This window comes from Sedimentibacter saalensis (genome assembly GCF_007830175.1).
Classification (GTDB): Bacteria; Bacillota; Clostridia; order Tissierellales; family Sedimentibacteraceae; genus Sedimentibacter; species Sedimentibacter saalensis.
Map to the genome: position 1 here is coordinate 23,754 of NZ_VLKH01000011.1, position 22,693 is coordinate 46,446.

General features: G+C 35.9%; 19 protein-coding genes. 8 read left to right on the forward strand and 11 right to left on the reverse strand.

Going from position 1 to position 22,693, the window contains the following annotated elements; translation table 11 throughout:
- Positions 1-331 precede the first annotated feature (331 nt).
- Positions 332-2,815 (forward strand): ATP-binding protein, encoded by a 2,484-nt coding sequence (locus LY60_RS15050; RefSeq protein ID WP_145085736.1) that lies wholly within the window; start codon positions 332-334, stop codon positions 2,813-2,815.
- A 362-nt stretch (positions 2,816-3,177) separates the two neighbouring features.
- On the opposite strand, the gene LY60_RS15055 is transcribed toward LY60_RS15050, so the two are convergent.
- Together LY60_RS15055 and LY60_RS15060 are read right to left on the reverse strand one after the other, a co-directional pair.
- Positions 3,178-4,437: a competence/damage-inducible protein A gene (locus tag LY60_RS15055; protein WP_145085738.1), complete on the reverse strand. Its 1,260-nt coding sequence runs from the start codon at positions 4,435-4,437 to the stop codon at positions 3,178-3,180.
- Positions 4,438-4,641: 204 nt separating this feature from the next.
- Positions 4,642-5,787 carry a M14 family zinc carboxypeptidase gene (locus LY60_RS15060; protein ID WP_145085741.1) on the reverse strand — a complete coding sequence of 382 codons (1,146 nt, stop codon included), beginning with the start codon at positions 5,785-5,787 and terminating at the stop codon, positions 4,642-4,644.
- 275 nt (positions 5,788-6,062) lie between these two features.
- Between LY60_RS15060 and LY60_RS15065 the strand changes: the two genes are divergently transcribed.
- The 3 genes from LY60_RS15065 to LY60_RS18405 all read left to right on the forward strand — a co-directional run bounded on the left by LY60_RS15065 (position 6,063) and on the right by LY60_RS18405 (position 9,764).
- Positions 6,063-6,623 carry a hypothetical protein gene (locus LY60_RS15065; RefSeq protein WP_212633495.1) on the forward strand — a complete coding sequence of 187 codons (561 nt, stop codon included), beginning with the start codon at positions 6,063-6,065 and terminating at the stop codon, positions 6,621-6,623.
- A gap of 372 nt (positions 6,624-6,995) precedes the next feature.
- Positions 6,996-9,389 (forward strand): S-layer homology domain-containing protein, encoded by a 2,394-nt coding sequence (locus tag LY60_RS15070; RefSeq protein ID WP_145085747.1) that lies wholly within the window; start codon positions 6,996-6,998, stop codon positions 9,387-9,389.
- Positions 9,390-9,602: 213 nt separating this feature from the next.
- Positions 9,603-9,764, forward strand: coding sequence for a transposase (locus LY60_RS18405; RefSeq protein WP_145085749.1), 162 nt, complete (start codon positions 9,603-9,605; stop codon positions 9,762-9,764).
- A 217-nt stretch (positions 9,765-9,981) separates the two neighbouring features.
- Here the strand turns inward: LY60_RS18405 and LY60_RS15080 are convergent, their stop codons facing one another.
- From LY60_RS15080 to LY60_RS15090, 3 genes are all read right to left on the reverse strand, one after another.
- Positions 9,982-11,952, reverse strand: coding sequence for an FAD-binding protein (locus tag LY60_RS15080; protein ID WP_145085752.1), 1,971 nt, complete (start codon positions 11,950-11,952; stop codon positions 9,982-9,984).
- A 108-nt stretch (positions 11,953-12,060) separates the two neighbouring features.
- Positions 12,061-12,861, reverse strand: a complete 801-nt coding sequence (locus LY60_RS15085; RefSeq protein ID WP_145085755.1) for a MerR family transcriptional regulator — start codon at positions 12,859-12,861, stop codon at positions 12,061-12,063.
- Positions 12,862-12,891: 30 nt separating this feature from the next.
- Positions 12,892-13,326, reverse strand: coding sequence for a 2-thiouracil desulfurase family protein (locus LY60_RS15090; RefSeq protein WP_145085758.1), 435 nt, complete (start codon positions 13,324-13,326; stop codon positions 12,892-12,894).
- Positions 13,327-13,740: 414 nt separating this feature from the next.
- Here LY60_RS15090 and LY60_RS18240 point away from each other — a divergent pair, with 414 nt between their 5' ends.
- A complete protein-coding gene (locus LY60_RS18240) occupies positions 13,741-14,175 on the forward strand; it encodes an FMN-binding protein (protein WP_246145516.1) in 435 nt (144 codons plus the stop codon).
- 55 nt (positions 14,176-14,230) lie between these two features.
- On the opposite strand, the gene LY60_RS15100 is transcribed toward LY60_RS18240, so the two are convergent.
- The 4 genes from LY60_RS15100 to hpf all read right to left on the reverse strand — a co-directional run bounded on the left by LY60_RS15100 (position 14,231) and on the right by hpf (position 17,740).
- Positions 14,231-14,827 (reverse strand): M23 family metallopeptidase, encoded by a 597-nt coding sequence (locus tag LY60_RS15100; RefSeq protein WP_170226265.1) that lies wholly within the window; start codon positions 14,825-14,827, stop codon positions 14,231-14,233.
- The gene (locus LY60_RS15105) at positions 14,820-15,230 is read right to left on the reverse strand and encodes a hypothetical protein (protein ID WP_145085764.1); all 411 of its coding nucleotides are present in this window, start codon (positions 15,228-15,230) and stop codon (positions 14,820-14,822) included. The genes LY60_RS15100 and LY60_RS15105 overlap by 8 nt, the downstream gene beginning before the upstream one ends.
- 104 nt (positions 15,231-15,334) lie before the next feature.
- Entirely contained in the window at positions 15,335-16,474 is a 1,140-nt protein-coding gene (locus LY60_RS15110) for an HD-GYP domain-containing protein (protein WP_145085767.1), read from the reverse strand.
- A gap of 735 nt (positions 16,475-17,209) precedes the next feature.
- Positions 17,210-17,740: a ribosome hibernation-promoting factor, HPF/YfiA family gene (hpf, locus tag LY60_RS15115; protein WP_019230581.1), complete on the reverse strand. Its 531-nt coding sequence runs from the start codon at positions 17,738-17,740 to the stop codon at positions 17,210-17,212.
- A gap of 153 nt (positions 17,741-17,893) precedes the next feature.
- Here hpf and LY60_RS15120 point away from each other — a divergent pair, with 153 nt between their 5' ends.
- Entirely contained in the window at positions 17,894-18,133 is a 240-nt protein-coding gene (locus LY60_RS15120; RefSeq protein WP_145085770.1) for a hypothetical protein, read from the forward strand.
- Positions 18,134-18,164: 31 nt separating this feature from the next.
- Here LY60_RS15120 and LY60_RS15125 read toward each other — a convergent pair whose 3' ends face one another.
- Both LY60_RS15125 and LY60_RS18360 read right to left on the reverse strand, forming a co-directional pair.
- Positions 18,165-18,656 (reverse strand): HD domain-containing protein, encoded by a 492-nt coding sequence (locus tag LY60_RS15125; protein WP_145085773.1) that lies wholly within the window; start codon positions 18,654-18,656, stop codon positions 18,165-18,167.
- A gap of 240 nt (positions 18,657-18,896) precedes the next feature.
- Positions 18,897-20,387 carry a M23 family metallopeptidase gene (locus LY60_RS18360; RefSeq protein ID WP_145085776.1) on the reverse strand — a complete coding sequence of 497 codons (1,491 nt, stop codon included), beginning with the start codon at positions 20,385-20,387 and terminating at the stop codon, positions 18,897-18,899.
- A 272-nt stretch (positions 20,388-20,659) separates the two neighbouring features.
- Between LY60_RS18360 and LY60_RS15135 the strand changes: the two genes are divergently transcribed.
- Positions 20,660-21,715: a DnaD domain-containing protein gene (locus LY60_RS15135; RefSeq protein ID WP_212633496.1), complete on the forward strand. Its 1,056-nt coding sequence runs from the start codon at positions 20,660-20,662 to the stop codon at positions 21,713-21,715.
- Positions 21,708-22,691 carry an ATP-binding protein gene (locus LY60_RS15140; protein WP_145085782.1) on the forward strand — a complete coding sequence of 328 codons (984 nt, stop codon included), beginning with the start codon at positions 21,708-21,710 and terminating at the stop codon, positions 22,689-22,691. The genes LY60_RS15135 and LY60_RS15140 overlap by 8 nt, the downstream gene beginning before the upstream one ends.
- The last annotated feature ends 2 nt before the right edge of the window (positions 22,692-22,693 follow it).

The following is a 22,693-nucleotide window of genomic DNA, read 5'->3' on the forward strand; positions in this document are numbered from 1 at the left end:
TATCGCTTCAGTCATATAACAAAGTTATTTCAACAATGTAGGGGCGGACCTCGTGTCCGCCCGTGTTTTAATTTAATAATTTTGTAATCTTTCGTTCGAGATGACATTAGTGCTCCTCTACAGCATTGAATCAAATTTGTAATCATATGGTGGTGGTTTTGTACCCACCTTTTTTTATTGCAGTTAAAATGTTAATAAATATTTTAAAAACACCACATACTGTTGACAACTTTTAAATTCAGCAGGATATATTGTCCAATTTGTATATTTTCGTTTAATATTAAAGTTGAGGGGTATATGTAAATTAAAGTGATTATTTAAAGGAGGATATATGGATTACGCTGACAAAATTAACATAGATAAATACAAGGTACCAACAGAAAGGCTTAAGAAAATCTGCATGACTGATGATGAACTTAATTTCTGCGGTTCATCAAAGGAAGTAAATTTTCCAAAGGGAGTCATAGGACAGGACAGGGCGGTAAAGGCAATGGAGTTTGGTCTTTCAATGAATGCCGCTGGCTACAATATTTTTATTCTCGGTCACCAGGGAACAGGAAAAAGCACATATGCTCAATCAGTAGTAAACAATGAAGCCGCTAAGGGAAAAATACCTGGAGACTGGTGCTACATCAATAATTTTAACGAGTGGGATAAACCACTGGCAATAACTCTTCCTGCAGGCCAGGGGAAAATTTTTCAGAAGGATATGGAAAAATTAATAGCAAACCTTGCTGTTTATATACCAAAAGCATTTGAAGGAAGCAACTTTCAACAGCAAAAGGAAACAATAGTTCAAAAGGTGAGCGAAAAAATGGCATCCATATTGAGGGACATTGAAAAAATGGCCATAACTGCAGGTTTTGGAATACAGCAGGCTGGAACAAAGATACTTTTGATCCCTCTCAAGGACAACAGGCTCATAACGCCCGATGAATACAACCAGCTGCCTGTAGATACAAAGGAAAAAATTGAAATAAACAGAAACAAGCTTGCAAAGGAAATTGATGACCGCATACGTGAAGGACAGGTTTTGCAGAGAATTTCCGAGGAACAGACAACAGAGCTGGAAAAACAAACTGCACATGCGGCAGCAGAACCTCTTATTAATCAGCTTAAAGAAAAGTACAAGGAAATACCTGCAATTGTCGATTATCTTGACAAGGTGCTTAAGGACGCCGCAGAAAATCACAGCATATTCAGCAGTGTTCACCACATGGTAAATGATGAGGTAGCTACGGAAGCTCAGGAAGAAACAGAAACAACCGATGAAGATGAAGATATGTTATTTGACGGCAGATTTTTTGAATCTAAAGACATAAAGGACCCATTTGTAAGGTACAAGGTCAACTTGTTTGTAAACAATGAAAAAGCAACAGGAGCTCCCGTAATCATAGAAAGTAATCCTTATTACTACAATTTGTTTGGGAAAATAGAATACAAGAGTCTTATGATGACCACAATGACTGATTTTACAATGATAAAAGCAGGAGCGTTACAAAGGGCAAACGGTGGATATCTGATTCTTCAGGCAAAAGACCTCCTCATGGACCCATATGCCTGGGATGCACTTAAAAAGGCTCTTAAGTACAAGCAGGCTGTTGTGGAAAACATCGGTGAACAAACCAGGTTTGTGCCTACAGTGACATTGAAGCCTCAGCCCATACCTCTTGATGTTAAAGTAATATTGGTTGGAAGTTATATGTACTACTACCTCTTGTCTTCCGATGAAGATTTCAAGAAGCTGTTTAAGGTTAACGTGGACTTTGATGTTGAAATGGACAGAAACCAGGAAAATATAAGGCAATATGTTTCATTCATAGGCTCAGTGTGCGAAAAGCAGCACTTGAAACATTTTAACAACAGGGCATTGGCAAGAGTGGTTGAAATGGGCTCTAGACTTGCTGAAAATCAAAACAAACTTTCAACCAGATTCAATGTGGTAAGCGAAATAGTGTATGAATCATCAGCGCTGGCTGAGGCAGACAATTCGGAATTTGTGGATGCATACCACGTAGACAAGGCGATAAAGAACAAAAAATACCGCTCCAACATGCTGGAAGAAAAAATGCAGGAACAGATTCTTAATAAAAAGGTTTTAATAGACACAGAAGGAGCTGTGGTGGGACAGGTCAATGGTTTGTCCGTAATGGATGCATCGGGATATGCTTTTGGAATTCCTTCAAGAATAACTGCAAGGACGTACACCGGCCGCCAGGGAATAATCAACATTGAGAGAGAAACACAAATGAGCGGCAACATCCACTCAAAGGGAGTGCTTACACTTAATGGCTACCTTGGAGGAAAATTTGCACAGGAAAAACAATTCGGACTTACGGCTCAGGTTACATTTGAACAGCTTTACGGAGGAGTTGAAGGTGACAGTGCTTCAAGTGCTGAGCTTTATGCAATTTTGTCAAGCCTCTCAAATGTTCCAATAAAACAAAACCTCGCTGTGACAGGATCAGTTAATCAGATGGGTGAAATCCAGCCTATTGGAGGAGTGAATGAAAAAATCGAAGGGTTTTTTGATATATGCTCCATTAAGGGACTCACAGGAAACCAGGGAGTTATAATTCCTGAAAGCAACGTTGACAACCTTATGTTAAAGGATGAAGTTGTGGAAGCTGTGGTCAAGGATGTTTTTCACATTTATGCGGTAAAAACCATTGAGGAAGGACTTGAACTTCTTACTGGTGTTGAAGCAGGAGAAAAGGGTGTATACGGTGATTATCCAATGGACAGCATTTTCTACCTGGCAGACCAGAAGCTGAGCGAATACAACAGAATACTGGCAAACAATGCAGACAAGTAAAAATACAGGATGTGTCAGAACAAATCTGCATGAATACAACATTCATAGCTCATATGTAGGGGCGGACCTCGTGTCCGCCCGCAACTTTGAATGAAAAAAATCCCTCATATATGCAATATTTTAGCAATGCATTCTATGAGAAATTTCGAAAGTTGCGCTAACCCTATTTTTCAGGAGTTGAAAAATAGCTCATCTAAAAATACCGTCAGTGTCAGAACAAATCTGCATGAATACAACGTTCACAGCTCAATATGTAGGGGCGGACCTCGTGTCCGCCCGCAACTTTGAATGAAAAAATTCCCTCATATTTCAATTCTTAATTCTTAACTCTTAACTCTTAACTCTTAACTCTTAATTCTTAATTATTGGCCGTTTCCTTCAATGCTGCTTCTTACAAGGTCCAAAGCAGAAGTAGCCGCTCTGTCCCTGATAATTTCGCGGGAGCCGGTATTTTTTATTTTCAAAACATTGAACTTGCCCTTGTAGTATACACATATATAAACCAATCCAACAGGTTTTTCTTCTGTGCCACCGTCAGGGCCAGCCACTCCAGTCGTTGATACACTTATGTCTGTTCCTGCAGCCTGAGCAGCACCATATGCCATTTCCTTGGCCGTTTCTTCGCTTACTGCACCAAACCGCTCCAATGTCTCTCTTTTAACCTGCAGCGTGTTCATTTTGGCTTCATTGCTGTATGTTACAAAACCTTCCATGAAGACTTTTGAAATGCCGGGATAACTTATTAATCTGGAAGCCACCATTCCTCCTGTGCAGGATTCAGCTGTTGCAATAGTAATGTTTTTCTCTATCAATAACTCGGCAGTCTTATCTTCAACCTTGCCTGTTTCAGTAACATATGCGTTGTTTTTGCCAAATCGGCTGATTAGCTCTTCCTTCACCGGTTCTATAAGCTCCATGCATTTTTCCTTGCTGTCTGCTTTGGCTGTTATTCTGAAAATTACCTTGCCTGCGCTTGCGTAGGGAGCAATTGTGGGATTAGTCTGATTTTCAATGATGTCCAAAATCATTTCTTCGGCAGCTGATTCACCGATGTTAACAACAACAAGCTTCTCACCATAAACCACCTGATTTGAAAATTGCTTCAGATAAGGTATGACTTCATTGTCCATGAGAGGCTCCATTTCTTTGGGAGGTCCCGGAAGCAATATACCTATTTTTATATTTCCTTCGCTGTCTTCACCCTTTAATATGCATGCATTTGCAGTGCCGTTGGCATTGTTCAGTATAATTGAACCCTTTGGGAAATATGCCTGCCTCATGTTGTTCTTGGGAAAGTCTTTTCTGAAGCGGGAGTACATCTCCTTCACATGCTCATAACTATTTTCATCATAAACCATTTCAACATTGAAGTATTCAGCCAGGGCTTCCTTTGTAATATCATCCTGGGTGGGGCCGAGTCCTCCTGTGCATATTACAATGTCAGCTCTTGAAAATCCTATGTCAAAACCTTTTTTGATCCTGCCGGGATTATCTCCAACAACAGACTGATAGTGTACATCAATGGCTATTTCAGCCAGTTTTTTTGATATATATTGGGCATTTGTATTGACAATATCTCCATGCAAAAGCTCAGTACCTACACAAAGTATTTCAGCATTCATTTTTTTCCTCCAATAATTGTAAATTACATAAAACTAATATAGTTCAAAAAATAATATGTTTCAACAACTTATTTATTAAATAGTAATACATTTATGCCATCTCGTAGGGGAGGACTATTGTCCTCCCGCAGAATTAAGCATAATCTAGAAATTTAATCACGTAGGGGAGGACTACTGTCCTCCCGCATAAATCTATATTTTAAATTACTTAGTCAACGCAGCAAATTTCTCAGCATCTCCAAAAATCTCATCACCTATTTCAGCAGCCTTTTCTGCAAAAAACAACCCTGTGCTCTTTGCGTGCTCCCAAACAAGCTCATGAAACATATAATCAGGATGCTGCTTCCCTCCTTCAACAAAGGGAGACAACTCTATGCAAAATGCAGGCCTTTTCATTATTGCCCTGAACCAGTTTTCAAAACCGCAGCCATAAATTTTCGGATCCATGCTGACTTTAGTTTTTCTGTAAATGTACTTTTTATTTAACTCATCCATAATTTTTTCGTCAAGGCCTTTAAACATACTGTGAGTTCCGCTGTCAGCCCAGAATGTGCAGTTGCCGGAGCAGTGATAAGTAACCATTAGTGAAAAATGATTTTCATTACAGAGATTAACCAGCGCCAAAGTTTCAGGCTCGCTGTTTGACTTAAATCCTTTAAATCTATCTGAGCATGGAATTTCTGTGCCGGGAACGCAAGTTCTTATTTCCCAGTTTCCATCATCAAAATTCTTGTTTAAATCAACACCGTTTGCATTTGCCTTCCAATAAGTGTGATCCTCTCCCCATATATGCATAGTTTTAAGTTCTTCATAGTTTGAAGAAGCTTCGATACCATGATGTATAATATTAAGTCCATCAGGATTTGCCACAGGCACAAAAAACAAATCAACAGCATCAATTATTTTCCTGACATCATAACCTTCATAATATTCTGCTTCACTGTAATAGTGGCAGTAATAATCAATCATCTTCATGCAGAGCATTACAGAAAAATCTTCCCTGGCATGAATACCTCCGGTAAAAAGAACTGAGGGCTTTATTTTTAGATCAGCGGGCGCTGTCATTCTGAACGCCAGCAAAGAATCTCTCTTTTCATTTTCAGCCTCAGTGCTGATGCCATTCTGTGCGGAATGAGACATCCCATCTCTGTCATCATTTATGTCATTATGAGCATAGCGAAGAATCTCATCTTTTCTTCCGCTTATCTTTAAAGCAATAATGTCTCTTTCTTCAACAGATTTGCCGATAATCTTCATGCTTAAAATATCACTGTACTTGCTGCAGAGCTTATCCATGTCTTCATATATTTTATCAAGATAGTATGTATCAGAAGTATCAACTATGAACATTGCAATCTCCTCATCATTTGTAATATGTTTATTATAATATAAAAATTTTCAATTATACAATAAATTTAAAACAGCAAAATCCATTGCATTAAAAACTACAAAAACTTTCGCTCATCATTCTGTAGGGGCGGACCTCGTGTCCGCCCGGTTTCAATCTGATTAAAATGACTAGCTTATCTAGTATTTCATCTTTTGCTTATCTAGTATCTCATCTTTAATATTGCTAACCAAATCTATAAATGTTATAATAAATCAAAATTATAAGGGGTGAGTATATGCTGTTTTCCAACATGAATTTAAAAACCAGAACATTGAAGATAATCAGTCTGTCCCTTACATTGGCAGGTATTATATTTATACTGGCGTCAAAATACATTGGCAGCATAGCAATACGCCTGGCAATGTTTGCTGTCTTGGTCTACAACCTGGTAAACATTAAAATGACGTACAAATATTTAAAAACTAAAGAGAAAATTAATTATGCAGCTTTAGTGGCTGCAGCAGTCCTTGGCTTGTTCAGACCAGAACTTATAATGTTCATTACAGGAATATTGCTTTTGATATTAACAGTTCCTATATATTTTAATGCCATAAGAAAAAGCGACTATTCTGATGTAATAATGCTCATAGCCTCAGGTGCTGGAATATTGTTTGCTTCATATTGTATAATAAATTCCAAGGCAGCACTTAACACTGTAATCATAATAATAGGTATAGCAATGACAATTCTGGGGTGCCTGTCACTATTTGAAGCGTTATACTCCAAGACAGATGATAACAGCAACGATTCAGATGACAGCATTGAACATACCTTCGAAAACATAACAGACAAGTAATACTTTATTGAAAATTACCAATTCGTAGGGGCGGGTCTTGTGCCCGCCCGTGGTTATCTTATTATATATCATCTTATGTTCTTATCCGTTAACATTCATAAATCGACACATTTCCCACCAATCAAGGACAATCCCCAGAAAAACATGTACATGTAACATTACTGTAATATTAAACTCAAAAACCTATGCTATATTATATACATAGGCACGCTGGCACTTATGCCGTGAATATTACAATAAAATTACATTAATCTCATTAATGTTGACTTGTCAATATTCCGGTGTTATAATACTCTAGTCATTGTGCTGACACAATGAGAGGTGCAGGGGACCTAAACACCCACAAACAAATTTCATAGGAGGAAATAAAGAATGAAAAAAGTATTATCACTTGTTTTGGTAATAGCAATGGTATTATCAAGCATGAGCTTTGCATTCGCAGGCACATTCGAAGACATAGCTGATACTGATTATGCAAAAGCAATTGAAGCATTATCTGCTTTAGGCGTAGTATCAGGTTATGAAGACGGTACTTACAGACCAGAAAAAACTGTAACAAGAGCTGAGATGGCTAAATTGTTGGTAGAAATTCTTGGTTATGGAGATTTAGTATCAGGTTCAAAGAGTAACTTTACTGACACTCAAGGTCACTGGGCAGACTCTTGGATAGCTTTAGCAGCTGGAAAAGGAATAGTAATAGGAACTGGCGACGGAAAATTCACTCCAGACAGAACTGTATCTTATGATGAAGCTATCACTATGGTAGTTAGAGCATTAGGTTATACAGATGCAAGCAATGAAATCAAAAATATGACTTGGCCAACAAACTTCAAAGTTAAAGCAGCTGAGTTAGGTTTGACAAAAGATGTATCTTTATCAGCTAGTGGAGCTGACAGAGGCGGAGTTGCTCAATTGTTATACAATGCATTGACAGCAGTATTAGTAACAGTTAACTCAGACGGAGATGTTGTTAAATCTGATGATGAATTAATCAGCAGAATAGCTGAAAGAGATGATGACTACACTGTTACAGCAGACAAAGTTGATGTTCATAACAAAAACTTTGCTGGTGAATTAGTAGACTTAGCTCCATACATGTTCCAGAACCTTAAGGTTTATTTGAATGATGATGATCAAGTTGTATTTGTAAAAGATACAAACTCATTAGTTATCGAAGGAACAATTGATGAAGTTGATGATTTAACAGTAGCTGTTGAAACTGCAACAGGAACTATTAAAAAAGTAACATTCGCTGATTATGATGTGGATGCAGAAGATGTATTTGAAAATGGTTCAGTTAAAGAAAGCGATATAGTTCTTGCTGACTTAGAAGATACAGAAACTATTAAAATAGTTGCTACTGATGGATTAGGAACTAACAAAGAAGATGGAAAAATTCAAGCTGGTGAAGTTGTAGGTTTTGTTACTACAATTCAAACTGAAGCTATAAGACTTGAACAGACATATGTAGCTGGAAAAACTAAATTAGACGGTTTAACATTACCTGAATATGAAGATAAGGTTGATACAGCTAACATTAAGGTTACTGGTGATGTAGATTCATTAGAAGATATTGAAGAAGATGACATAGTAGTTGAATTCTTATCAGAAGATGAAACTGTAACTACTTTAGTTGTAACAAGAAACGTAGTTGAAGGTAAAGTAACAAGAATAGATGGATCTAAATACTATATTAGCGGAACAGCTTATGATTTAAGCGACCTCAGCATAGTAGCTTCATTTGATCTTGGAGATGAAGGTGTATTCTTCTTAGACCATAATGATGAAATTGTTGATTATGATGGTTCATCAGTTGGACCTACAAACTATGCAGTAGTTATTGGTTTTGAACCAGGAACTATAACAGAAAAATTCAACTCAACATCAATTGATGATTACCCACAAATCAAACTTGCTACACAAGATGATGAAACAGTTGTATTTGATGTATATGTAAAATTAAATTCATCAGGAGATGTAACAGGATCTGCTAAACTTGATGGTGCTAACATGTTCTCAGGAACTGACTTAGATGATACTGACACATTAGATGCAGCAATTGATCAGTATTCATTGATTAAATACAGATTAAACGCTGATGGAAAAGTAAATAAAATTGAAGTAGTAAACAATAGTATTACTTATACTAATATTGACTTAGACAAAACTTCAAACAAATTAGCTTCTGACGTTGTAGTATTTGACGCAACAGATAATGATTATGATGTAGTAGATGCAAGTGCACTTCCAACAGAATTCAGCGCATATGCTGTAAGAAATACTAGTGGTGAAATTATAGTACTTGTTGTTGAAGCTGATGAACTTGATTCAGCTGCAGAAGTATCATATGCTTACATTACTAAAGTAAATCAGTCATTCAATGGCAGTGATGAAGAAATTCAGACTATAGTAATTTACACTGATGGAGCAAAGAAAACTGTTTATACAACTGAAGATGATACAGTAGCTAATGGAACAAAGAAAGTTTATGGCGTTAAGTATGATGGCGAAGACATAGACGAAGCTACAGCAGTACCATTCGCTTCAGCAGTTACTGCATCAGCAATGAATGCAAGAGGCGCTATGGTTAAGGTAGGAGCTAACTGGTATGCAATGTCTGAACATGCAACAGTAATCGGAGTTGATATGTCTGATAATACTGTAAATGATCTTAGAGACTTGTATGACATTAAAGCTGGTGTAACATTATTCCAATACTACTTGAATAGTGACCAGGAAATAGACTTAATAATCATTCAAGAATAATAAATAATAAATAAAAAAACACCTTCGGGTGTTTTTTTATTTATCCTTTGTCAATTGTTGTGGTGTTAGATGAATAGACTAAGAGGGTTTAGGGACAGGTTTTTTGATTGAAGATTGCATTGATTTTAAAAAGTAGCAGTATATATAAAAAAGCTTGGAGGCAAATAATGCCAAGACAAGCTAGAATAAAGAGCAGCACCGATACATCATGTAATGACCAGAGAAATATTTAAAGCGGGTATAGACAAAAATATGGCTATGGCCATAATAAAAGGGATAATGAAGGATATAGACTATAGCATAATTACATACTGTATAATGGATAACCACTTGCATTTATTGATGAAGGTGTATTATGACAAACTTGAGATATAGATGAAAATACCGAATATTATATTTGCCATACACTATAACAAAGTTAACATAAGATATGGTCATGTATTCATGGACAAATTTAAGAGTAAGCTATAGAAAATAATAAATAACTGTTGGGTGCTTTTAGGTGACTAAGAACTGTCTCTGAATTATAAGCAATTCATATTTAATATTACATTAAAAAAGCTCAAGTGCATAACACTTGAGCTTTAACAAATTATTTAATTTTAGAATAAGCTGCTGCTTCTTTACCGGCTATAGTTCCTGAATCAATGGCGAGACCATAGAAAGAACCTGGGATATCGTAGTAAGGAGTGCAGAATAAGCTTCCTGCGTCTGAACCTACAACATATAATCCTGGGATTGCCTTGTTACCATCGTTTAATGCTCTTAATGATTCATCTACTCTAACACCGCCTATAGTACTCCATCCGCTGAATTGATTTTGTACAATATAGAATGGTCCATCTTTTATTTCAGATAAATACATTGCTTCTTTACCGAATTGAGCGTCAACACCGTCTTCACAACATTTGTTGTAAGCATCTACAGTTGCTTGCAAGTCTTCAATTCCAAAGAATTTACCAAGTTCCTGAATTGTATCTGCTTTATAAACCCATCCTTGCGCAATTCCTTCTTCAAGATCTGCATCTAGATTTGTAAGAATCTTTTCTTTGTAATAATTACCGATTGTCCAATTATCAGGTGCACCTTTTTCTTTAGTATATAAGTACAATCCTTGTGTTTTCATTGCATCTACATATGTCTGATCTACAATGGCATAGTATGGGCTGTTACGTATAATTGATTCGCTTCCGAAAGACATAGGATAATCAACCATCAGTCCTTCATTCATAAAACGAGAACCCTGTGCATCTACATACAAGCCGCCGTAAACTCCAAACTTGAATGCAGTATTTTGATCATACTTATCTTGTTTTGCACTTCTTGTTGCCTTTGTGTTTGTTCCGCCGTATTCACTTCCGCATATACCAAATGTTTTATCAAGCACTGCTCCAGCTTCAACAGCCATGTTGATTCCATCGCCTGTGCTTAAACTTCCGCCGGCTGCGTTTATTGTCACCCCTGAAAAGTTTTCTGCTATCATTTGTTTGTTGCCGATGAAACCTCCGGTTGCAAGAATTACTGAATCTGCATGAATTGTTACTTTTGTTCCATCCTTCTTTTGAGCTTCAACTCCTACAACTTTATCTCCATCCATTATTAACTTTTTGCCGGTTGTATTAAACATTACATCAACATTGTCTTCTTTAAGTGTTTTTTCCCAAATGCTCACACGTTCAGACAATGGATTTAATATTAAATGGAACCCGCCATATTCACCTTTAAAAGGTGTTTCAAATCTAAAGTCTGCTTCTTTAAATTGATAACCCATATCCATTAATTGAGTTACGGCTAATTTTGACGTTTCAAGACAACGTCTCACCAATGTAGCATTCACTGACCAATGAGAATAATCCATCATATGATAAAATGCCTTATCAACTGTAAGCTTTGAATTTTTCTCCTGCAATACCGGGGTATCGATTGCAAATGGGCCGGATACTTTTAATCCGTTTGATACAGCAAGAGCTGCGCCTTTTTCAATAGCCATTACTTTTGAACCTTCTATTGCTGCATTGTGAGCAGCCATATATCCTGATGCACCTAATCCGACTACTACAACATCTGTTGTATATTCTTCATCGGCACCCGGCTTTTTTTCTATTTTGTTAGCTCTAAGTGCTTTAACATCTCCTCCGGCTTGTTCAGCACAGTCAGTCACTGCGTTTACTAATGCCATGCTTGATATAGTTGCGCCTGTTACCGTATCAACAGCTAAACTTTGGTTTTCAATAATCTGTGCAGGAACCTGCGCTTCAACCAAGGCGAACAACTCAGGAGTTTCTTTTTGTTCCGTAACCTTAATGCTTGTTATTTCCGTATCAGAGAATGTAGTCTCTACATTAAGATTTGATAGGTAACCATAAACATTTGCAGTATATGTACCTGCTTTGAATGATATTTTTGGTACTTCTGTCTGTTGAACGTTTTCTGTGGGCTTAGCACTTTCTGCGGGCTTTGGGCTTTGTGCCGGCTCAGCGTTCTCGCATGCTGTAAGCATTGAAATCATTGAAATCATAGCGATTATCAATAATAAGCAGCCAAATAATTTTCTTTTTTTCATCTTTTCTCCTCCAATTGTTTAAATTTAAAACATATTTAAATAGTTAAATACAAGACGAAGTATAAACTATGAACATGGTTTAGAGTCAAGATGTTTTTCAAAAAATTGTTAATTTTTTATCGGAACATATAAAACCTCAATATCAATTCCTTTACCATCAAGATTGAGAAAGGTAGGCAGCAGCAAAACATCCCCATTGATCTTATAATTATTTTTTTCTAAGAAATTGAATAACTCATTGAAGGAATCTAACTTCTCACTTCCTTCTCTTGTCTCATTTCTGTAATAACGTATGCATTTGCCTAATTTTAACTTCTTTACTTTTGACTTATCATATTTTCCCAATAAATGCTCTCTTGAAATAGGTATAGCACTTGCATAGCTTGGGTTAATTGTCACATTTCTGTTTAGAAGCTCGTCCATCATTATTATTCTGGCGTAGGAAGTTATTGATAACAGTTCGGCAAATTGGGCAATAACGTTTCCGTTTTCAACTGATATACCAAAATCAATTCCATTTGAAGCTAAAACATAAAGATAATCTTCCATGTCTACTATTTCAAACTTATTTTCATAACCTTCTTTAAGCAATGAAATAACTGCTTCTAATTTTTTCATGCGGCTGTGCATCAAATCAATTTGTTTTTGAAGTTCTTCTTTTTTATCTTCCAGGGAATTTACAAACAATTCTCCGGATTGTCTTTCATCAAGCATGCTTATGGCTTTTTCTACAGTAAATCCATATTGAAGCAAAACACGAAAGGCATTTACACGAAATGCATCCCAGCGTGTAAAGTATCTATAGCCATTTATATCTTTCCGTACTTTTAATAATCCGTTTTTTTCATAAAAACGGACTTTAGACTGTGGCAAGCCGGACATTTTAGCAAATTCACTAATTTTATACATTCATACCTCCCATAATGACATTGACTGCTATTATTTATTGAATTCTTCGTCACTTATTACTTCTATTCCGTTCTTACGCAGGAGTTCGGTTGTAATGCCTTGTCCCTTTATCAGCTTTCTGCTGAATGTTCCGTCATATATGAAGCTGCTGCCGCAGGATGGACTTTTTTCTTTAAGAATTGCCTTCTTAATGTTGTGTTTTTTTGCAAGCTCCAGTACTTTTTTTGCTCCTGAAACAAATTCTTCAGTCTTATCTTCGTTATTGTTGTTTACTACCTTAGAGTTCCTTATTTCGCAGGGATGTCGAGGAATGGGGAGGCCTCCATCAACCTCTGGGCACACCATTATTGCTTTTCCTTCATCAACAAGTCTTTTAATCTTTTCAGACAATGTAGATTTGCCATCGTAACGGCAGTTTTCACCGCACAGGCATGCACTTACTATGTATTCGTAGTTATTTTCCATTTGATCACCTTCGTTTATTATTAATTTTAAACAATATGTATTAAATGCAGCAATCTGAATTCTTTACCTTGAAAATATCAATAATACATGCCGCTTCTTTGACATACATGTATTATCGTAAGCATGTACATTATAATTTCTAAAAATATTGTAGCATAACTCACTCTTGCATTAAATAAAATAATTAAATTAAGTGGATTATTTTATAGTGAAGGACCTTGTCTTTGCTAAAAACATGAGATTCTTCGGTCTGCGCCCTCAGAATGACAGTGAACAAGTGTAAAGTTTCTCGTGGTACTGAACCAACTCTCTGATAGTACATACAATATTAACAAAATTTTAAGAATTTGTTCCTTTCATTTTCCAGGATTAATGATATAATACTAAACGTATCAAATTTATTGGAGGACAAAAATGAAAAAAGTATCATTATTATTGGCTCTTGGTTTGATGATGTTCAGCATTGCTGCATGCTCAAGCAAAGAAGCAGCTGCTCCTGCTGCAGAAGCAGAAAAACCAGCAGCAGTTGAGCCGGCAGAAAAACCAGCAACAGAAGAACCAGTAAAGGAAACTGAAGAAGCTGCAGCACCAGTTGAAGGAGCTCTTACAGCAACAGCAAAGGGATTTGGCGGAGACGTTACAGTAACTGTAGTAGTTGACGGCGATGACATAGTGTCTGTTGAAGCAGTTGGCGACAGCGAAACAAACGGAATTGGATCAAATGCAATTGATCAATTGCCTGCAAAAATTGTTGAAGCAGATTCAACAGAAGTTGACGGAGTTTCAGGTGCAACTGTAACAAGCAATGCTATAAAAGAAGCAGTTAATGCTGCACTGGCTTCAAAATAAATAATGCCGGACAACCGACTACATAAAGAAAAACCCGCGGAAGCGGGTTTTTTAATTATTGCAATGCTTTTGCTAGTTTTTTTACTAAATCATGTCCATATCTGTAGTCATTAACAATGTAATCCATGGTTTTATCTTCCAGCGATGCTTTAGTTTTTACAATTTCACGAGCGCTTTCAACAGATAAATCTTCTGGTAGCTTCTGATATTCTTCAATAAATAACATGGGATCAACAGTCCTCATGAAGACTGAGGAGTCACACTCCACTCTGTCCCAGAAGTTTTCATATGGTGTAATTCTTATTTCAAAATGAAGGTGTGGTCCTGTCACAGCCCCTGTTTTGCCGGAGTATCCTATGATACTTCCAGCTTCTACACTGCTTCCTGCAAAAACAGAAGTTCTGTTTAAGTGGGCATAGAGGGTGCCATAGTTGCCGTGATCAATGGCAACGTAGTATCCATAGCCCCCATCATTAAACCTTGCAGCTTTTACTGTGCCGGAAGCTACAGCATAAACAGGAGTATTTTCTTCAGCGTAAAAGTCAACACCGTTGTGCCACCAGTATTTTACACCATCAACTGTTATATTTCTTGGTCCGTAAGAGCTGCTGACGCTTATGTTGTCCAAGGGGAGGCTTTGAATTTTAATCATTGTTGGCATCTCCTATGCCCGGGTTTGTTTCTTTCCCACTGTTGCCTTCTTTATTTTTGTTAGATATATTTTCAAAATAATTGTCCACAGCCTTGTCAATTTGCGTCTTTGCATATGCCTCTATACTATTAAATGTGCCCTGCACCATTTTTTCCACGAATTTTTTTGTAATGACAACTCTTAAGGGACGCGGTACCATGTTGTACAATGTGTCAACAACCCAAGAAAACTTCTGACCACCAGACTTGCTCACATCTTTGTACATTTCCTCGGCTTCTGTAATATATTTAATTGAACTGTTCATGATTTTTTCGTTTGTCCTCAAATATACTGACAACGCACCAAATATAACAGTCAACAATGGAATTATCAATTCCAGCAATTTTTGTAAATCTATATTCATAAATATCACATCCTCAAACAATATATTACATTATATTCAAGAAGGATATTTTGGTTATTTCATTAGAAAGTCAAAATAAAAAAGCCCTAAGGCTTTAGTTTTAGCTATAATTTCAATTTCATATCATATGTGGACTTCAAAGCGCCTTCCAGACCGGAATTGTCATAATCATATGCCATATCAGTTATGGTAGTGTTCATATAATTGTTGTCATAGAGTAAATCAATATCTACGCCAACAGTACCGTCGCCGTTTATAATCCTCACAACCGGACGCATTATATTTTCTGAATTGTTTTTTACGACCACAGCGATTCTTTTGTTGCTTAATCTAACAAAAGTTCCTATAGGGTATGCAACTATCACTTTAAGAAAACTTTTCAAAATTTCGTAATCAAAATGCGTATCGGCACATCCCATAATATATTCTATTACTTCACTTGGAAATGATGTCATGCGGTAGGACCTGTCTGATGTAAGTGCATCGTATACATCGCACACAGCCAGCACTCTGCCGTAAAAATGAATATTACTTCCTGAAACACCATAAGGATAACCTGTTCCGTCAAGTTTTTCGTGGTGGCTTTGTATTGCCGAAAGGACGCTGTAAGGTACAAGATCCTTCAAAAGACTTACTGCATTTACCGGGTGTTCCTTTATTATATCAAATTCTTCTTCTGTAAGCTTGCCAGGCTTGTTGAGAATTTCCAGGGGTATCATCATTTTGCCAATATCGTGAAGCAGACCTGCCATTCCAAGGTCATGAAGTGCACCTTCACTAAGTCCCAGGGAAATTCCTGTTGATATGGATAGAGTTGCCACATTGAGGCAATGCTGATATGTGTAGTTGTCGTAATTTTTAAAATCTATTATGTTGTATGAAAGGTCATCCTTGTACATAATTTCTGTAATTAGGCTGCTTACAATGCCTGAAAGCTGCTTTATGGCTGTTGCATGAACTTTTCCTGAACTCATTTTCAGTTCATAATAAACATCTTTAACTGTTTTTAGTGTATTTGCCTTAAGTACGTCATTTATGTATGAATCAACTTCAATGTCGGCAAAGGCTTCGCTTTCAATGTAAGCGCCTTCTATGCCGTGATAATTAATTTTGTTGATAAATGTATTGTTTAAAACCTGGCCTTTAGTCAAGAGCAAGCTGTTAAAATTACTGCTGTTGTACAAAATAATGTCTTTTGCTAAAATCATGCCTGGCTTGAGATATTTGTTTGTGATAAATAACATGCATGGCTCCAATTAATATTTTTTTATTAATTAGTATAACACAAACAAATACAATATTCTACAAATTTTTTATTGTCAAATAGCACGTATAAACAAGCCTACTATATACCGGAGAAATTCTTCTTTGTATTAACTTTTAAATATGCAACATAGAATAATTTTAAAAGTGCTGTAAAACTTATGTTTGTTTAAAATTGTCTGAATACTTAAATTATTGTCAAAAGTAATTAAGTAAATTTAATAAAGTTCAAAAAACAGAAGTTTTGTTCTGCACATTACCAGGTTATCCACAACTGTGGATAGAATTGTTAACAACTCATGAAGTTGAAAAAACTAATGTGAATTGATGTCAAGAAGTATTTAAAATATGCCTCAAAAAAGTTTTTGTTGAAATTTCAATAAAATTGAAAAAGTAAGTTTGCACAGCTTATCCACTGTTGTGGACAAGTGTGGATAAGCCACCTAAAGTATAAATATTAGTAAATAAAATATTCCATAAAATAAAAGTGACTCATGCGACACGATTCGACATGTGTAGGATTTTGAGTAATATATAATATGGATGTTCCGGAATAAAACAAAAAACTACAAGCGTAAAAGAGGCATCAAATCAATTATATGGGAATATTCGGGGGAATAAGGAACGTATAATAAAAATTTGTCGGCAAAAACAAAAAGGCGCAATTTAGTTTGCGTCTTTTTGTATATATTCGGAGGTAAAGTTATGTTGTTTGTTTATAATTCTGGTTCGATCAATCCATAATTATCATCTTTTCTTTTATAAACCACATTTACTTCCTCTGTGTCTGCATTCAGGAATACAAAGAAATTATGTTTCAACAAGTCCATCTGTAGTATGGCTTCTTCTATATTCATAGGCTTTATTGCAAAGCGCTTAGTTTTTACAACCTTGAATTCCTCTTCCTCCTCATCATCAAGAGGTTCAATATTTTCAAATTTAATTGATTCGTTAACATGTTTTCTGTCCTGGAGTTTTGTTTTGAATTTTCTAATTTGCTGTTCTAATGATTCCACTGCTTCATCTATAGCGTTGTACATGTCATCAGAATATTCTTCAACACGTACTATTCTGCCATTGAAAGGAATAGTCACCTCAACTTTATGTATTTTCTTTTCGATGCTTAAAACTACCTTGGCTTCAATATCCTGCTGAAAAAACTTATCCAGTCGTAATAATTTTTTTATTGCTGCCTCCCTTAATGCATCTGTGAGTTGCATGTTTTTTCCATATATAGATATTTTCATGCGGTCAGCCCCTTTCAAGTTATTTATTAATAATATACTTAAATATTACCCAAATATGAAACAAATAAACATTTTATGTTATATAATTTTAAATAATGATAATCAGAAGCAGGAACGGGTGTTGAAAACTTCACTTTACTGGGAGATGTTTTATTGCAGACTGCGGGAGGACACGAGGTCCTCCCCTACAAAACTGACATAATTTATGCTGCGTTTGCGCTACCGCTGTTTTTCTCTCCCAACGGTCAGAAAAACAGGGTTAAGCACGGGCATAGCGCAGTCTCGTTCACCATTTTATCAGCTTCCTCCGGTCGCATAAAATGGGAACTCGTTGCGTTTGACCTACCGCTGTTTTTCTTTCCCTACGGTCAGAAAAACAGGGTTAGGGCATAAAAAAAAGATGCTTACGCATCTAGTGTTCATTTTATTCAACAAAATACGCTGCTTTTTTTGCAGTGTATGCCATTTTTCTGAAGTTATTGGCATATTCTATTGTTGCAATACACTTGTCCACATAGCTGACTATCCAGGCTTCCTTAGACTTAGGCAGTCCAAATGGAAACATGTGTCCTTTTATTATATCTTCTTCTTTTTTGTTCAGATCGAAGTATTTACTTGCGTTGTCAAATGCTATTATCGGATGTATGATTGCATGCTTGATTGAATCGGTTATGATTCTAGGGCTGAATGTCTTTTTAAACTTATACAGGAAGAAATCATGAAGCAATGCCCCTCTGATTGCTGATTCCCAGTCCAAATTGCGCTTATAGGCCATTTGGTAAGCATAAAATGCCACTTTTACGGAATGTTCAAAAACACTTTCATCATGATGTTTCAGATATCGCATCTGCTGATATTCTTCATGTTCAATGATCGGTCTTGCAACTTCCATAAATCTGTCGTCGTAATATATCATTTTACCATCCTTAAGTAATTTATATCCATGCTGCACAACCAGTTGTCGGTATTCAAATTCATAAAACTAAAATACTCCTACATAATATTACTAATGAAGAAAAAATGCAATTAAAAAATAATTAAATATATGACATTATTTTGATTAACAAAATATTAATTTATTGTCATGGAAGGATTGGACTTTTACTGCAAGACATAATAAAAGCCGCTTAAGATTAAGCGGCTTAACTTTCTTTGATTAGTAAATATATGACGCAGGATTTACTACTGAACCGTACTTCATTATTTCAAAATGAAGGTGAGGGCCTGTGGAAACTCCTGTAGAACCTACTGCTGCGATTATTTCTCCCTGGTAAACTTTATCTCCTGCAGATACATACAAATTGCTGCAGTGTGCGTATCTTGTTGTAAAGCCGCCTCCGTGGTTTACTAATATGGAGTACCCGTAGCTTCCATCCCATCCTGCTGAAATGACAGTGCCGCCGTCAGCAGCCTTGATTGATGATCCTGTGGCTTTTGCCAAGTCCAGACCTCTGTGGAAGCCTCCGCTTCTGGAGCCGAATCTGGATGATATTGTTGCCCCTGGAAGTGGATTTATAAATGTACCTGTTCCAATTCTAGCCGGCGGATCCTGAGTACCTGTTGTAACTATTTCTGTTGTTGGTTCTTTAACTACTTTTTCTGAAACAACTTCTTTCGCAATTTGTATGCCGTTTTGTTCTGTAACTATTGCTTCTATTTCTGAAACACCGTACTTTCCTTCTCTTTCAACTATTTTCTCATCGTTGAACATGTATGAAACATACTGGTATTCTGTTTCGTATGGTGTTTTTTCTTCTTGAGTTATTTTTCTTGTAACCTGTACGTTTACAAATGGTTTTGGAACCACAAGGTTCAATTCATCACCAATTTGTATGTGTTCTGAATCTGATGAAGGGTTTGCGGAAATCAATTCGTCAAGTGACATATTGAAGTACTCTGCTATTGTCCAGTATGTGTCTCCTTCTTCTACAATGTATTTTTGTTCTTCATCGGTACCTTTGATTATGTAATCAGCTAATTCCTCTGCAGTCTTAATTTCTGTGTTGGAGGCATTGACTTTTTCAATTTCAACAGTTTCCTCTGTGTTTACTTCAATAATAGAGCTTTGGTCATAGCCATCAGTAAAATAATTTTTTACTTCTTCAAGAACTGTGTTTGCTTCGTATTCCGAATTAACAACTCCTACTGGATTTCCATTTACAACTATTGCATAAGCAAGAATTGAATAGTTCACATTTTCCTCCAGAACTTTGTAAAGTTCTTCAGGAGATGCAATTTCTTTATCCTTTGCCTTGGATGGTTTTACTTCAAAAGTATTTTCAATTTCAAGCTCATGTTGGTATTTTTTTTCTAAATCTGATTCGAGTTTTTCAAGGGTAGTGTCTAATTGTTCAGAATCTCTGATTTTAACGAGTTCCTTTCCATCTGCCAATATTGAAAAACTGTCTGTTGAAAACACGTTGTTTTCGTGAGTATCCAAATAATTTAAAGTGTATGTTGTACTTAAAATTAATGTTGTTGCGCATGTGAGGGCTATGGCGCCTTTGACTTGTTTATTTAAAGAATTGAATTTACTGAATTTAGCGAGGACTTGTCTTTCTTTCTTTAGGGGGAGTTGCTTGAAGATTTCAACGGTCTTGTTAATAGTCTTATTTTCTTTGAACTGCTGCAAATTTAGTTTTTTCATAGTATACTTCCTGGTTTTTATCGTTGTTTTATTACTAAGAAAAAATAGTATTTTTCTTTTAAAATAAAAAATGATATAATCAAATATGAATTATTTAATTTATCATCCTCTAATATTATAATATTAAATATGATAAATTGTCAACAAGAGATGCAGAAAATGTTTTCACAAAAACATAATAAGATTATTACAAATATATTACAAGTATATTACAAAATATTACAGTAATTATTTCCAAAGAGGAGAAATTTATGCATTTTATTCTTCAAGAAATGAAAATAGATTTGGGAGATACCCCTATAGAGAATATTTTTATAAATGATTACATGCCTTTAGCCGAAGGAACATATGTGAAGGTTTATCTCATGGGGTATAAGTATGCCAAGGACAGGCAAGGTAACTTCAACAATGAAACAATAGCCAAGGATTTGAAACTGCCGCTTTCCGACGTGTTGAATGCATGGACTTACTGGGAAAATGAAGGTATAGTAATCAAGCATGAAACTGAAGATGAGTACAACTACATAATTGAATTTGTCAACCTGAAGCAGCTTTATATAGACAATGTCTACAAGCATATTGCAAAAAACATACCAGAAAAAAATTATGTAGACAGTCATGAACTAATTACTTCAAGCAGAAGTCAAGAAAATAAGGAAATGATGGAAGAAATTGAGGAAATGTTCGGAAGGCCATTAAAAATCAACGAAAAACAAAAAATTGTGACATGGCTTAACACATACAAAACTAAACCCGAAATAATGACACAGGCATTCAGTTACTGCATAAACAACAAGAAAGTCAAAAGATTCAGCTACATTGAATCTGTAGTTTCCGCATGGCACGACGAAGGCGTGGATGATATTGAATCAATGGTCGAGTATCTTGAAAAGAGAAATGACCGTTTCTCAATGTATTCAAGAATAAGCAAGGCTCTTGGATTCAACCGTACTCTCACGGAAGCAGAAATGAAGACCATAGATAAATGGTTTGACTGGGGGTACTCAATGGATATGATATTGAGATGTCTTGAAAATTCAACAAAGATAAACAATCCAAACATTAATTACTTTGATTCCATAATGTGCAGCTGGAATGAAAAAGGGTTCAAGAACATTGAAGACCTTGTAAATGACAAGAAAACGGAAGTTAAGACAAAATCTTCCATAAAGGAAGTTCAAAAGCAAAAAAACAAATTTCATAACTTCGACCAGAAAATTAAAAATTATTCTGAACAGGAGCTTGAAGAAATAGCAAGAAAAAAACTTCAGAACAAATTCAATAAATTAGGTCTGAAGATTCCTGGGGAAGGAGAAGAAAATGAATAAGCAGATTGTAGAAAACATAATGACCGAATATAACAGGAAAAGACTTAAATCAGCTCATGAAGCAGATATAAGAAAAGAAAATCTCTATGAGAATATTCCTGAGCTTGAAGAAATTGAAAAGATGATTAAGCTTGCAAGCATTAGTTTATCAAAGATTTTCCTGACTAATCCGGAAAATGTTCATGAGCAGGTTAAAGAATTGAAGGAAAAAATCGACCACTTAAAAAATAAGAGGCAGGAAATTTACAAGAAAAACAACATACCTGAAAACTACCTGGAACCAATACATGAATGTAAAAAATGCAGTGACACAGGGTACACACCAGATGGTAAAAAATGCAGCTGCCTTAACAGACAGGTCATCAGCCACTTGTACAATATGTCCAACATGGTCCACATGCTTAAGAAGGAAAATTTTGATACATTTGACATAAATATTTTCAGCAACGAACCTTATGAAAATGAAAAATTAACACCAAGACAAAATATGTACAACATACTTGAAGCATGTGAGGATTTCTGCATGAATTTCACCAAGACCAGCGCAAACCTGCTTTTTTACGGAGGAACAGGACTTGGAAAGACTTTCATGTGCAACTGCATTGCAAAAACTCTTATTGACAAGGAAGTTACAGTTCTTTATGAAACTGCGTTTTCTCTGTTTGAAATTGTTGAAAACCACAAGTTCAATAAACAAAATGAATCTGAAGAAAACCGAATAAATTACAACATGATATTTGAATGTGATTTGCTCATAATAGACGACCTTGGTGCAGAAATAGGGAATTCATTCACAAACGCAGAGCTTTTCAACATAATAAATGAGAGGCTTGTTGCAGAAAAGAAAACAATAATTTCCACAAATTTGTCTCTGGATAAACTGGCAAGTGCATACTCCGACAGAATTATGTCCAGGGTTTTCAACAATTTTGCCCTCATAAAATTTTATGGAAATGATTTGAGAATGGAAAGTTAGAA